Here is a 12,831-nt window from a genome sequence, read left to right on the forward strand (position 1 = left end):
ATGGTGGCCGGCCATGTCGACCGATGTCCTCTCCGCTCCGGCCGCCGCGCCGCCCGTCACGCTCGCCACCATGCTCGACGCCCGCGTGCTGCGGCACGATCCGGCGTGGGGGCTGTCGACCCTGCTGTTCGGCGACGGCGAGCTGCGGGTGCCGCTGGTCGCCGCCGCGGTCGACGCCGGGGTGCGGGTGACGATCGACGCCCGCGACGTCTCGGTGGCGCTGACGCGGCCCATGGACGTGTCGATCACCAACCGGCTGCCCGGCACCATCGTCGAGGTGGAGCGGCTGGCTCCGCCCTACGCGCGGGTGCGCTTCGACCTCGGCACCACGCGGCTCGACGCCCTGGTGACCTGGGAATCGGTCGAGCGGCTGGCGCTGGAGCCGGGCTTGCGGGCGTGGGCGATGATCAAGTCGGTCGCGATCGGGAACGCCGCGGTTCGGCCGTCGGATCTGCCGCGGCGGCGCCCGTGGCCCGGGTCGCGAACGCCGGATCGAGCGCCGCGGTGAGCTCGTCCAGGGTGCGGGCGCCGCTGCGCTGCGCCTGCCGCTCCAGCGACCGATAGAGGGCGATCAGCCGCTCGCCGAACGCCGTGAGCGCGGCACCGCCGCCGCGCCGGCCCGGGAAGGTCTCGACCGCCGGGCTCTCGAAGGTGTGGTTGAGGGCGTCCACCATGAGCCAGCACTTGCGGTAGGAGGTGCCGAGCGCCCGGCTGGCGCCGAGGATCGAGCGAACCCGCCGGATGGTCTCCAGAAGCCGGATGTCCTCGGGATCGAGGCGGCCGCCATTGCCGAAGGCCAGGCTCAGCGCAATGGTCGCGGCAGCGGCGGGGCCACCCGCCTCCGGTGACACGGGGACAGGCGAGATCGTGGCCGGCGACACCGCTGCGGGCCTCTCGGCCGGCTCGCCCGCAGGCGTCTCGGGGGCCGTCGCGCCGATCTTGCTCATCGCATCTGCGCTCCTGGCATTCGCGCTCCTGGCATCGAGCCCTGGGGCCGGGCCGCAGGCGGCGCGGCCTCGCGCCTTCCTTGCGTAGGTCACACGGCCGGCGCTGGCAAGCCGGACCGCCGGGGCCGTCCGGCACTCCGGCGTCCCCGTATTCGCATCGGACCTGACCGTTCGGACCTGACCGTTCGGACCTGGACGTTCGGATGGCTTGCAGGGCTGCGGGCCGCCGTGCAGCCTGTCGCCGCGAGACACCTCTGCGGGCGCGGTCGCGCGCCGACCGGGCGAGAACGGGGGACCCATGCGGGATCTGGTGGTCGGACGGGAGATCGCCGGCTTCACGCTCACCGAGCGGCTGCGCTCCGGCGGCATGGGGTCGATCTGGCGCGCCACCCACCCGACCATCACGGACCCGATCCTGATCAAGATCCCGTTCCTGGACGCCGGCCAGGACGCCTCGACCATCATCGGCTTCGAGGTCGAGGAGATGATCCTCAAGCGCCTCTCGGGCCCGCATGTGCCGCGCTTCTTCGGCTCCGGCGACTTCGCCGAGATCCCTTACATCGCCATGGAGTACGTGCCGGGGACGACGCTCGCGGCCGAGATGGAGCGCGGCCCCTTCTCGTGGCAGACGGCGGTCATCTACGGCGTCGACATCGCCACCGCGCTCGCTCACCTGCATCGCCAGAAGGTGATCCATCTCGATCTCAAGCCCGGCAACGTGATCCTCGCCGAGCGCGGCGCCGTGCTGATCGACTTCGGCCTCGCCCACCATATGGAGCTGCCCGACTTCCTGGCCGAGGAGAGCAGCGTGCCGATGGGCACGGCGGCCTATATCGCGCCCGAGCAGGTGCTCGGCGATCGCACCAATCCGGCGAGCGACATCTTCGCGCTCGGCTGCATCCTGTACGAGCTGGTGACCGGCGAGAAGCCGTTCGGCAACCCGACCACCAAGGCCGGCATGCAGCGCCGCCTCTATCACGCGCCGCCGCCGCCGCGCGTTCTGTCCCGCGAGGTGCCGCGCTGGCTCCAGGAGGTGATTCTCAAATGCATGGAGATCGACCCGGCGCGGCGCTACGCGACCGCCGGCCAGGTGATCTTCGACCTGCGCAATCCCGAGCAGGTGGTGCTCACCGCCCGCGCCCAGGCCGACACCCACCGGCCGCGCGGCTGGCGGGCGCTGCTGCGGCTGTTCGGCGGCCGCCGCCCGCCGCCGCCGGCGATCCGCCGCGCCGCCGCGGCGCGCCGCTCCGCCGCCGTGCTGGTGATGGCCGCGGTCGATCTCGCCGGCGGCACCGATGCCATCGCGGCCGAGGTGCGCCAGCACGTCGCCCGGGTGATGGACGGCCGCGAGGGCGCCCGGCTCGCCTGCTTCACCGTGCTGAAGACGCGTCTCGCCGGCGCCGACGACAAGACCGATGCGGCCGGCCGCTCCATGTATGTGAGCCGGCTGGTCGCCCTGAAGGACTGGGCGGCGCCCTTCGGGCTGCCCGAGGACCGAGTCAGCTATCATGTCGTCGAGGCGCTCGATCCAGCCGCCGCCATCCTGTCCTACGCGGCCCACAACGATGTCGACCACATCGTCATGGGGGCGCGCGCCTCCTCGGCGCTGCGCCGGCATCTCGGCAGCGTCTCGGCCCAGGTGGTGGCGGAGGCGCTGTGCCCGGTCACCGTGGTGCGCATCAAGCGCCAGGAGGAGGCGACCGAGTCGCAAGCGGCCGTCCGCACCGCGCTGGCGGAGACCACCGACGCCTGAACGGCGGGCCTGCCCGGCCATGACGGAGGCCCGGAACCGCGCTCCGCACAATGCGAAACGGGCCGCCCGATGGGCGGCCCGTTCCTCTCGTGTCGGGGGCGTGCGGCGCGTCGGTCCGCTCAGTTGCCCTTGTAGGTGAAGATGTCGCGGTCCTTGGTCTCCGGCACGAAGATCGCGCCGATGATCACGGTGCCGAGCGCCACGACGATCGGGTACCAGAGGCCGAAGTAGATGTCGCCGGTCTGCGCCACCATGGCGAACGAGGTGGCCGGCAGCAGGCCGCCGAACCAGCCGTTGCCGATGTGATAGGGCAGCGACATCGAGGTGTAGCGGATGCGGGTGGGGAACAGCTCCACCAGCGCCGCCGCGATCGGCCCGTACACCATGGTGACGTACACCACCAGGATTGTCAGGATCAGGATCAGGGTCAGCCGCTGCGCCGTGAAGATGTCGAACATCTTCGCGAAGTTGGAGAGGCCGGCCTTGGGATCGATGGCGATCTTGACGACGCTCGGGTTGTTGGCGGGCGGATAGCCGGCCGCCGTGAGCGCGTCACCGAGAGACTTGGTGAAGGCGCCCGGCACGGTCTTCGCCTCGTCGGCGGAGAGCTTGGTGGCGTCGTAGGCCGCCACGTTGGTCGACCCGACCCGGACGACGGTCGGCGAGCCGGCGGGCGCCTCCTCGACCGTGTAGGTCACGGCGAGGCGGGCGAGCGACGACTTGGCGATGTCGCAGGGCGAGGTGAACTTGGCGGTTCCGGTCGGGTTGAACTGGAACGAGCACTGCGACGGGTCGGTGACGACGACCACCTGGGTCTTCTGCTGGGCCTCGTAGAGCGCCGGGTTGGCGGTCGCGGTGAGCCACTTGAACAGCGGGAAGTAAGTCAGCGCGGCGAGCAGGCAGCCGGCCAGGATGATCGGCTTCCGGCCGATACGGTCGGACAGCGCGCCGAACACGATGAAGCCGCCGGTGCCGAGGACGAGCGACCACGCGATCAGCACGTTGGCGGTGAAGGAGTCGACCTTCAGGATCGACTGGAGGAAGAACAGGGCATAGAACTGGCCCGTGTACCACACCACGGCCTGACCGGCGACGAGGCCGAGCAGCGCGAGCAGCGCGATCTTGGCGTTGCGCCACTGGCCGAACGCCTCCGACAGCGGCGCCTTCGACTGCGTGCCGTCTTCCTTCATCTTCTTGAACGCCGGGCTCTCCTGCATCTGGAGCCGAATCCAGACCGAGATGCCGAGCAGGACCACCGAGACGAGGAACGGAATGCGCCAGCCCCAGGCCGCAAACGGCGTCAGCTTGGCGCCGGTGGCGGTGATCACCTCGGGATAGTTGGCGTTCACGTAGATCTGCGTGAACATGATGACGATCAGCGACAGCAGCAGGCCGAGCGTCGCGGTCGTCTGGATGAACGAGGTGTAGAAGCCGCGGCGGCCGCTGGGCGCGTGCTCGGCCACGTAGACGGCCGCACCACCGTACTCGCCACCGAGCGCCAGGCCCTGGAGCATGCGCAGCGCCAGCAGCGTGATCGGCGCCAGCACCCCGATGGTCTCGTAGGACGGCAACAGCCCGACGAAGAAGGTCGACAGGCCCATGATCAGGATGGTGATCAGGAAGGTGTACTTGCGGCCGACCATGTCGCCGAGGCGGCCGAACACCAGGGCGCCGAACGGGCGGACGAGGAAGCCGGCCGCGAAGGCGAGCAGCGCGAAGATGTTGCGGGTGGCCTCCGGATAGGCCGAGAAGAACTGCGCGCCGATGACGGCGGCGAGCGAGCCGTAGAGATAAAAGTCGTACCACTCGAAGACGGTGCCGAGCGACGAAGCGAGAATGACTCGCTTTTCCTCGCGCGACATCGGGGCCGCTTGAGCGCGGCCCGCGGTCGCAGACATGGTCATGGTGAACTCCCTCCTGAACCTCTTTTGCGTTTCCTCCGGGCTCCGGCGAGCCCGACCAATGAAAGCACCGGCGCCGGCGGTGATATCCGCGGTCGTGTGAGTGCGGCGATATTGAGGAGTGCGTTCCGGCGACAGAAGCCAGACTTTCGTCTAGATCAAATCAGGATCGATCGTGCGCGGCGGCATCGCGTTGCTGCATCGGCCGGCATTCGACCTCGCCGGGGCCGCTTCTTCTCTCGCTCTGGTAACGATCGACCATCGCCTGCGGCGTCATGACACCGATGTACGGCGAAACGTCGCACCGTCGCACCGACCTGTCACGACCCGCGGTCGTGACGGTGCGTCGCCATACGGCATCAAACACGAGTCCGACGCGATCGTTCAGCGATCACGCCGAGCCTGTGCGGTGCAGCATCAGGCGCCGAGATAGGCCTGCCGGACATAGGGATCGTCGAGCAGCGCCCGGCCTGTTCCGGTGAGCGTCACACGGCCCTGCTCCAGCACATAGGAACGATCGGACAGCTCCAGCGCCGCGAAGGCGTTCTGCTCCACCATCACGACGGTGACGCCGTCCTTCCGGATGCTCTCGATGATCTCGAAGGTGCGCTCGACCAGGTTGGGCGCGAGGCCCAGCGACGGCTCGTCGAACAACACCAGCTTGGGGCGCGACATCAGCGCCCGCGAGATCGCCAGCATCTGCTGCTCGCCGCCCGAGAGCGTGCCGGCCGCCTGATTGCGCCGCTCGTGCAAGATCGGGAAGCGGGCGAACAGCCGGTCCATGTCCTCGGCGACGCCGGCGGCGTCGCGGCGCAGGAAGCAGCCCATCTCCAGGTTCTCGCGCACGCTCATATAGGGGAACACGCGGCGGCCCTCGGGACAGTGAGCGATGCCGCGCTCCAGCACCTGCCGGGCCGAGGCGCGGGTGATGTCCTCGCCGTCGAACACGATGCGGCCAGCAGCCGGCGCCAACAGGCCCGAGATGGCCTTCAGGCTGGTGGTCTTGCCGGCGCCGTTGGCGCCGATCAGGGTGACCAGCTCGCCGCGATGCACCTCGATCGAGAGGTCGCGCACCGCCTCCACCCTGCCGTAGCGGCAGACCAGCCCCTCAACCTTGAGCACGGACGTATCTCTCCCCGAGATAGGCGCGGATCACCTGCGGGTCGCGCTGGATGGCCGCGGGCGGGCCGTCGGCGATGATCCGTCCCTGATTGAGGCAGACGATCCGATCGGAGACGCCCATCACCATCTTCATGTCGTGCTCGACCAGCAGCACGGTGACGCCGCGCGCCCGGATGCGGCCGAGCAGCGCCATGAAGGCGCCGGTCTCGGCCGGGTTCATGCCGGCGGCCGGCTCGTCGAGCAGCAGCAGCGTCGGCTCGGCGGCGAGCGCCACCGCCACCTCCAGGAGCCGCAGCTCGCCATAGGGCAGCGACACCGCGGTCTCGCCGGCCCGCGTTTCGAGGCCGATCAGCCGCAGCACCTCCCAGGCCGCCTCGCGCAGCCGCACCTCGTCGCGGCGGATGCTCGGCAGCCCGAGCATGATGGCGAGCGGATGCTGCCGGGCGCGGCGGTGCAGGCCGACCAGCACGTTTTCGAGCACCGTGAGGCCGCCGAACACGCTGGTCTTCTGAAACGTGCGGACGACCCCGTGCGAGGCGATCTGATTGGGCTTGAGGCCGCGCAGGGACACCCCGCGATAGACGATCTCGCCGCTCGACGCTTGCAAGTAGCCGGTGATGGCGTTGAAGGCGGATGTCTTGCCGGCGCCGTTGGGGCCGATCAGCGACAGCACCTCGCCTTCGCGCACCTCGAACGTCATGTCCTGCACGGCGGTGAGGCCGCCGAAGCGGATCGACAGGCCGGTGACGGCGAGCGCCACCGGCGCATCGGCGGCGGGCGCCACGGACGCCGCGCCAGGCGCGGGCGCTGCCGGGGTGGAGGTCGATGCCGCGGCCCTCACGGCTTGGCCTCCGCTGCGACCGCCGGCCGCGTCGGCGGCGCGCCGGGACGATCGAGACGTCGCCGCCAGGCCGCCCGCACCGCCGGCACGATGCCCTCGGGCAGGAAATAGACGATCAGGATCATCAGCACCCCGTACACCACCCACTGGACCTCCGGGATCACCTGGAAACCGCGCAGCACCTCCGGCAGGATGCCGAAGATCAGCCCGCCGACGATCGGCCCGGCGAGCGTGCCCTTGCCGCCGGTGACCACCATGATCACCATGGTGACCGTGTAGATGAACAGGAACACGTCGGGATCGACGATGCGGACGTAATGGGCATAGACGGCGCCGGCGAGGCCGGCGAGCGCCGCCGACACCACGGTGGCGAGCACCAGGAAGCGCGTCACGTCGATGCCGACCGAGGTGGCGAGCGGCTCGTTCTCACGCAGAGCGATCATGGCGCGCCCGGCCTGCGAGTACACCAGCCGGTGGATGATCACATAGGTGAGAATGGCGACGGCGAGCACCAGATAATAGTTGGGCACCTTGCCGATGATGTCGATGGAGCCGATCCCCGGCGCCCACAGCTTGAGGACCGGGATGTTGTTGAGCGCCATCGGCCCCTGGGTCAGCTCGATCCAGTTGAGGGCGACGAGCCGTGTCACCTCGGCGAAGCTCACCGACACGATGACGAAGTAGGCGCCGCGCACCTTGAACGAGATCTTGCCGATCATGTAGCCGCACAGCCCCGCGACGACGATGGCGATCAGCATCGACAGCCACACCGGCTTCGGTGCCAGCGACACCGTGGTGTCGCCCCACACATGGATCTCGAAGCCGAGCGAGCACAGGCTCGACGCATAGGCGCCGATGCCGAAGAAGGCGACATGGCCGAGGCTGAGCTGCCCGGTGAAGCCGAGCAAGAGGTTGAGGCTCATCGCCGCCACGATGAAGATGCCGGCGACGATGAGGACGTGGAGGAAATAGAGGTTGTCCATCCACAGCGGCAGCGACACCAGGAGGACCACGAAGGCGAGCGAGGCGGCGCGATTCATCCGATCCGCTCCTTGCGGGCGAACAGGCCGGTCGGCTTGACCAGCAGGATCAGAATGATCAGCAGGAAGCCCATGGCGTCGCGATAGCCGGACGAAATGTAGCCGGCGCCGAGCTCCTCCATGAAGGCGAGGATGAAGCCACCGATGGTGGCCCCCGGGATGCTGCCGAGGCCGCCGAGGATGACGATGGCGAACGCCTTGAGGGAGGCGAGATCGCCGATCGTCGGATAGACCACGAAGACCGGCCCCAGCAGCGCGCCGGCGGCGGCCGCCAGGCCGGAGCCGAGCGCGAAGGTGGCGGTGTGGACCGTGTCGATCCGCACCCCCATCAGGGCCGCCGCCTCGCGATCCTGGAAGGTGGCGCGCATCGCCTTGCCGAGGCGCGTCCATTGGATGAGCGCATAGGTCGCGGCGATCAGCAGCACGGCGACGGCGAACACGAACAACCGCGTCCACGACACCGAGATGGCACCGACCACCAGCGGAGCCGACGGGAACGGCGAGTTGATCGACTTGGCGACGCCGGACCAGACGAGCTGCTCGGTGTTCTGGATCGCGATCCACGCGCCGATCATCACCAGCATGGTGGTGTCGATGTCGGCGCCGCGCAGGCGTCGCAGCAGCACGATCTCGATGGCGGCGCCGAGCACCACGCCGAGCGCGACCGCGAGCACGATCGACAGCACGAAATTGGCGCCGATCAGCATCACCCACATGTACATCATGTAGGCCCCGAAGGCGTAGAGCTCGCCGTGGGTGAAGTTGACGACCCGCATGATCCCGAAGATCAGGGTCAGCCCGATGCCGAGCAGCGCATAGGTGCCGCCGAGTATCATGGCGTTGAGGGCGTGCTGAAGGAGTTGATCCATGGGCTCCCGCGGGGGTTTCGGGGACACGCCTACGGCGCCGCGGCGCGGCGCCGGACGAGACGAGCGACGAGGCGACGCAAGCACGCGAAGCGCCGTCGGCCGACCAGCGGCCGGCGGCGCTGCGCTTCGGTCAGAACTCCGGCTTGACCACCTTGCCGCCGTCGATCTTGACCAGATAGACGGTCGGCTGGTTCTGGCCGCTCTCGGAGCCGGCCGGCCCCTGCTTGATGAAGGCGATGTCGCCGTAGACGCCCGGCACCTTGACCTTCCACAGCGCGTCCTTGATGGCGGCGGGCTCGGCCTTGCCGGCCACCTTGATGGCCTCCACCGCGGTGAAGATGCCATCATAGCCGCGGAAGCCTTCGGTGAGGCCGCCCGGCTCGTGGCCGCGCTTCTTCCACTCGGCCATGTAGCGCTTGGCCGCGTCGGGATTCTTCACCACGTCGGGGAACCACGGCGGGAAAAAGACGGTGTGGTACGAGCCGTTGGCGGCGTCGCCGGCCTGGGTGACGAGCTGATCGGGCGAGTTGGAGCCGCCGGTGGTGACGATCCGCGCCTTGAGCTGGAGCTCCTTGGCCTGCTTGAGGATCAGCGTGTTCTGCTCGACCGCGGTGGTGACGAACAGCGTGTCGCCGCCCGATGCCTTGATGCGGGTGAGCTGGGCCGAGAAGTCGTTGGCCTTCGGGTCCATCGTCTCCAGCACGCCGACCTGGACGCCCTCGGCCTTCAGCATCTTGGCGAACTCGGTCGCCGAGCCGATGCCGAAATCGTTGTTGGTGTTGAGGAAGTCGGCCTTCTTGATGCCCAGCTTGGCGACCAGGGGGCGGAACGACATCGCCTCCATCTCGGAGGTCGGGCTGATGCGGAACACATAAGGATTGCCGGCCGTGGTGATCTTGCCGGACGACGAGGTCTCCACCACCAGCGGGACCTTGTACTCCTGCATCTTCGGCATCACGGCGAGCGTCAGGGTCGAGCTCCACGCCCCCATGATGACCGGCACCTTGTCACGCACGATCAGCTTCTCGACGGTGGCGACCGCCTCGGTGGGGTTCGACTTGTTGTCCTCGATGACGAGCTGGATCTTCTTGCCGAGGACACCGCCGGCCGCGTTGATCTCGTCCTCGGCGATGCGGGCGCCCTGCGCCACATAGTTGCCCGACGCCGCGAAGGCGCCGGTGAGCGGCTGGCTGACGCCGATCTTGATGGTCTCCTGGGCGGCCACGGGCCCCGTCGACAGGGCCGTCGCGAGCACGCCCGCCGCGATCAGGCCCGCAGCCGTCGTGCTCGCCCTCGGCGGAGAGCCGACACGCCGGCCGCAGGACGAGGGTGATGCGGTCTTGACAGTCTTGGTATGCATTGCGGTCTCCTGTCGTTTCCCGTTATTGCAAGCAAGCTTTGTGCCGCTGCTTCTTTTTAGTGGATCGTCAGGTGCGGCGACGGCGGCTTGCAGTCTTTCCGTCGCCGGCGTGCCGGTCAGCGCGCCCGCAGCTTGGGCAGGACGTCGCGGGCGATCGCCTCGATCTGCTCCGCCTCGTAACGATAAGGCACGAAGATGATGCGGTCGATGCCGGTCGCGACATGCGCCTGCAACTGTTCGACGCACTCCTCGGGCGTGCCCATGATGGCGGAGTCCATCGTCGACTCCGACCACGCCGCATAGTCCCACTCGCTCTGCAACCAATGCTTCATCGGCGCCTCGATCTTGTCACGCGGGCCGATGCAGATCGGGAGCTGATTGGTGGAGATCAGCGTGTCGGGATCACGCCCCGACTCCTCGGCGAAGCCGCGCACCTTGGCCCAGGTGCGGGCGAACGCTTCGGCGGTGTAATAGTAGGTGAGCCAGCCGTCGCCCTTGGTGGCGGCGCGCTTGAGCACCGCGTCCACATAGCCGCCGATCAGGATCGGGGGGCGCGGCTTCTGCACCGGCTTCGGATACATCACGGCGCCGCGCAGATTGTACGGATCGTAGGCACCGTCGACCTTGTCCTCCGTCCACAGCCGGTCGATGATCTCAAGGCTCTGCTCCATGATCTTGCCGCGCTTGGTGAAGTCGACGCCGAGCGAGTCGAACTCGCGACGGTACCAGCCGACCGCGGCGCCGAGCACCAGACGGCCGTCGGAGATGTGGTCGATGGTGGCGAGCTCCTTGGCCAGCAGCACCGGATTGCGCATCGGCATGACGAGAATGCCGGTGCCGACCTTGATGCGGGTGGTGCGCGCCGCCACCGCCGTGAGAATCGTCAGCGCCTCGTGAATCGGGAAGTTGGGGTCGACGCCGAGCAGGACGTGGTCCCACGCCCACAGCGACTCGAAGCCCAGCTCCTCCATGCGCTCGCCATAGGCGATCAGGCCCTTGGCATCCGGCATCTCCGGATACCGGGTGAAGTTGCGCATCGCGATGCCGTAGACGGTCTCTTTCTTCGCGGCCATGCAGTCCTCCGGTCGCGGGGGCGACCCTTGCTGAGACGATGCGCCGCCGGGAGGCGGACGCGACGAAGGGAGCGGCCGCCCGGCGGACCCGGGCGGGGCGGGTCCGTTCAGGCGGTGTAGAGACGGTCGGGATCGAGCTCGCGGATCAGCGCCAGCTCCTCCCGGCGCGGCGGTTCGGTGACGCCGACCTCGCGGGCGCGGCGCAGCGGGAAGCCGGTGTTCTCCTGCACCTGCGCGAAGCTGACGCCGGGATGCAGCGCCAGCACCTCCATCTCGCGCGTCTCGGCGTCGAAGCCCATCACGGCGAGATCGGTGACGACGCGCCACATGCCGCCGGTCGGCAGGCCGCGGCGGGCGCGGCTGTCGCGGCCGTCGATCCAGCCCGGCGAGGTGATGAAGTCGACCTTCTCCACGAAGCGGCGCTTCTCGTGCTTCATGGCAACGATCATGTTGGTCAGCGACGAGATGTCGTTGCCACCGCCGGTGCCGGGCAGGCGAATCGACGGCTTGTCGGCCGGGCCGATGAAGGACGAGTTGAGGTTGCCGTAACGGTCGATCTGGGCGCCACCCATGAAGCCGACATCGACATAGCCGCGCTGCAACAACAGCAGCACGTCGGTCGACGGCAGCACCATGTTGGCCCGGCGGGTGCAGCGCTGCTCGTTGGTGGAGGGCGGCAGCTCGCCCGGCCGGATGAACGGCCCGATCACCCCACCCTCGAACAGGATGGTGAGCTTGGGGGCGACATTGCGCTGGGCCAGCGTGGCGGCGAGCAACGGGATGCCGACGCCGGCGAACACGATCTGCCCGTCGACGAGCAGGCGGCCCGCCATGATGGCGATCAGCTCGGAGGCCGTGTAGGCCGAGGAGGTCGTCTGCTCAGTCATTGAAGATCACCCGGCCACGGCGGCTGGCGGTGAGCAGCGTGTCGATGCCCACCTTGGCGAGATAGTCGGACCAGTCCTTGGGTCCGTGCACATAGTCGTCGAGATACTGGCGGGCGCCGGCTACCGGGTCCTTGGCGATCAGCGCGGCGTAGCGGTCGAGCTGGGCGAAGATCGGCTCGTACTGGCCGTAGCACTCGTGCGGCACCGAGCCGTACGGCACCTCCACCACCGCCTCGACGGTGAAGAACGGGATGCGGGTGTGGTCGGGCGCACGACGGATCTGATCGTTGGAGACGATCCGCTCGGTGGTGAGAATCACCTTGTCGGCCGCCATGGCGATGTCGATGTCCATGAACTGGAGGCCGTCGAGTTGGGCGTTGCCGTAGGGGTCGGCGCGCTGGACGTGGATGAGCGCCACGTTCGGGTTGAGCGCCGGCACCGCCATCACCTCCTCGCCGGTGAACGGGCAGCGGATCGGCTTCACCTGGTCGCCGCGGATGCGGGCGACGTCGGAGCCGATCATCGAGCGCACCGGCACGAACGGCACCCCCATGGCGCCGGCGCGGTAGCGCATGCCGATCGCCATGTGGCTCCATTCCTCGAACGCGGCGAGGCCGTTCTCGACATGGTGGCGCATCACCTTGGAGATGCCCCAGACGATGCCCTGGCTGAACCAGCTCGACACGATGGTGTGGGCGAGCCCGGAGGCGAACAGCAGGTCGCCCTCGGTCGAGGTGATCGAGCGCGACACCGTCAGGTTTCGCCGGCCGGCCCGGATGAGCTGCCAGATCATCGCCATCGGGGTGCGCGACAAGGTGCAGCCGCCGATCGCGACGTGATCGCCGTCGCGCACCAGCGTCGCCGCCTGCTCGAGCGTCGTCACCTTCTCGCGCAGGCCGCGGTCGCGCGCCGCGAGATCGCGGCGCAACGTGTCGTAGTCTCTCACGAGAGCATCGCTCGTCATCGGCGTCGGGACCTCGCTCGGCGCTCCACTCCCCGGGGCCGGGGAGGCCGCCGCATTGCGCGACGGAGGGGGGT

12 protein-coding genes are annotated in these 12,831 nt (G+C 68.8%); 2 read left to right on the forward strand and 10 right to left on the reverse strand.

The features are described 5' to 3' along the window. Positions 1–13: 13 nt before the first annotated feature. Complete coding sequence (locus ACFQUV_RS12905) at positions 14–508, forward strand: TOBE domain-containing protein (RefSeq protein WP_129611481.1); 495 nt, start codon at positions 14–16, stop codon at positions 506–508. On the opposite strand, the gene ACFQUV_RS12910 is transcribed toward ACFQUV_RS12905, so the two are convergent. Then, the gene (locus ACFQUV_RS12910; protein ID WP_371851755.1) at positions 408–851 is read right to left on the reverse strand and encodes a winged helix-turn-helix domain-containing protein; all 444 of its coding nucleotides are present in this window, start codon (positions 849–851) and stop codon (positions 408–410) included. The two genes, ACFQUV_RS12905 and ACFQUV_RS12910, sit on opposite strands and share 101 nt — an antisense overlap. 394 nt (positions 852–1,245) lie before the next feature. On the opposite strand from ACFQUV_RS12910, the gene ACFQUV_RS12915 reads away from it, so the two are divergent. Further along, positions 1,246–2,700: a bifunctional serine/threonine-protein kinase/universal stress protein gene (locus ACFQUV_RS12915; RefSeq protein ID WP_129611483.1), complete on the forward strand. Its 1,455-nt coding sequence runs from the start codon at positions 1,246–1,248 to the stop codon at positions 2,698–2,700. Positions 2,701–2,819: 119 nt separating this feature from the next. On the opposite strand, the gene ACFQUV_RS12920 is transcribed toward ACFQUV_RS12915, so the two are convergent. The 9 genes from ACFQUV_RS12920 to ACFQUV_RS12960 all read right to left on the reverse strand — a co-directional run bounded on the left by ACFQUV_RS12920 (position 2,820) and on the right by ACFQUV_RS12960 (position 12,757). Beyond that, complete coding sequence (locus ACFQUV_RS12920) at positions 2,820–4,562, reverse strand: MFS transporter (RefSeq protein WP_111385123.1); 1,743 nt, start codon at positions 4,560–4,562, stop codon at positions 2,820–2,822. Positions 4,563–5,018: 456 nt separating this feature from the next. Beyond that, the gene (locus tag ACFQUV_RS12925) at positions 5,019–5,723 is read right to left on the reverse strand and encodes an ABC transporter ATP-binding protein (protein WP_129611484.1); all 705 of its coding nucleotides are present in this window, start codon (positions 5,721–5,723) and stop codon (positions 5,019–5,021) included. After that, on the reverse strand, positions 5,710–6,507 hold the full coding sequence (locus ACFQUV_RS12930; RefSeq protein ID WP_244601759.1) for an ABC transporter ATP-binding protein: 798 nt from the start codon (positions 6,505–6,507) through the stop codon (positions 5,710–5,712). Before ACFQUV_RS12930 ends, ACFQUV_RS12925 begins: the two co-directional genes overlap by 14 nt. Positions 6,508–6,560: 53 nt before the next feature. Then, positions 6,561–7,604, reverse strand: coding sequence for a branched-chain amino acid ABC transporter permease (locus ACFQUV_RS12935; RefSeq protein WP_129611485.1), 1,044 nt, complete (start codon positions 7,602–7,604; stop codon positions 6,561–6,563). After that, positions 7,601–8,473 (reverse strand): branched-chain amino acid ABC transporter permease, encoded by an 873-nt coding sequence (locus ACFQUV_RS12940; protein ID WP_129611486.1) that lies wholly within the window; start codon positions 8,471–8,473, stop codon positions 7,601–7,603. Before ACFQUV_RS12940 ends, ACFQUV_RS12935 begins: the two co-directional genes overlap by 4 nt. 130 nt (positions 8,474–8,603) lie before the next feature. Further along, positions 8,604–9,833, reverse strand: coding sequence for an ABC transporter substrate-binding protein (locus ACFQUV_RS12945; protein WP_129611487.1), 1,230 nt, complete (start codon positions 9,831–9,833; stop codon positions 8,604–8,606). A gap of 116 nt (positions 9,834–9,949) precedes the next feature. Further along, on the reverse strand, positions 9,950–10,906 hold the full coding sequence (locus ACFQUV_RS12950) for an LLM class flavin-dependent oxidoreductase (protein ID WP_111385115.1): 957 nt from the start codon (positions 10,904–10,906) through the stop codon (positions 9,950–9,952). A gap of 107 nt (positions 10,907–11,013) precedes the next feature. Beyond that, the gene (locus tag ACFQUV_RS12955; protein ID WP_129611488.1) at positions 11,014–11,793 is read right to left on the reverse strand and encodes a CoA-transferase subunit beta; all 780 of its coding nucleotides are present in this window, start codon (positions 11,791–11,793) and stop codon (positions 11,014–11,016) included. Further along, positions 11,786–12,757, reverse strand: a complete 972-nt coding sequence (locus tag ACFQUV_RS12960; protein ID WP_111385113.1) for a CoA transferase subunit A — start codon at positions 12,755–12,757, stop codon at positions 11,786–11,788. Before ACFQUV_RS12960 ends, ACFQUV_RS12955 begins: the two co-directional genes overlap by 8 nt. Between the last annotated feature and the right edge of the window lie 74 nt (positions 12,758–12,831).

Source organism: Rhodoplanes sp. P11, from assembly GCF_964266735.1.
GTDB lineage: Bacteria > Pseudomonadota > Alphaproteobacteria > Rhizobiales > Xanthobacteraceae > Rhodoplanes > Rhodoplanes serenus.

Excerpts from the sequence above, each read along its gene's own strand:
- ACFQUV_RS12920 (WP_111385123.1), bottom strand. The coding sequence starts at position 4,562 with ATGTCGCGCGAGGAAAAGCGAGTCATTCTCGCTTCGTCGCTCGGCACC.
- ACFQUV_RS12955 (WP_129611488.1), bottom strand. The coding sequence starts at position 11,793 with ATGACTGAGCAGACGACCTCCTCGGCCTACACGGCCTCCGAGCTGATC.
- ACFQUV_RS12915 (WP_129611483.1), top strand. The coding sequence starts at position 1,246 with ATGCGGGATCTGGTGGTCGGACGGGAGATCGCCGGCTTCACGCTCACC.
- ACFQUV_RS12940 (WP_129611486.1), bottom strand. The coding sequence starts at position 8,473 with ATGGATCAACTCCTTCAGCACGCCCTCAACGCCATGATACTCGGCGGC.
- ACFQUV_RS12945 (WP_129611487.1), bottom strand. The coding sequence starts at position 9,833 with ATGCATACCAAGACTGTCAAGACCGCATCACCCTCGTCCTGCGGCCGG.
- ACFQUV_RS12950 (WP_111385115.1), bottom strand. The coding sequence starts at position 10,906 with ATGGCCGCGAAGAAAGAGACCGTCTACGGCATCGCGATGCGCAACTTC.
- ACFQUV_RS12935 (WP_129611485.1), bottom strand. The coding sequence starts at position 7,604 with ATGAATCGCGCCGCCTCGCTCGCCTTCGTGGTCCTCCTGGTGTCGCTG.
- ACFQUV_RS12960 (WP_111385113.1), bottom strand. The coding sequence starts at position 12,757 with ATGACGAGCGATGCTCTCGTGAGAGACTACGACACGTTGCGCCGCGAT.
- ACFQUV_RS12905 (WP_129611481.1), top strand. The coding sequence starts at position 14 with ATGTCGACCGATGTCCTCTCCGCTCCGGCCGCCGCGCCGCCCGTCACG.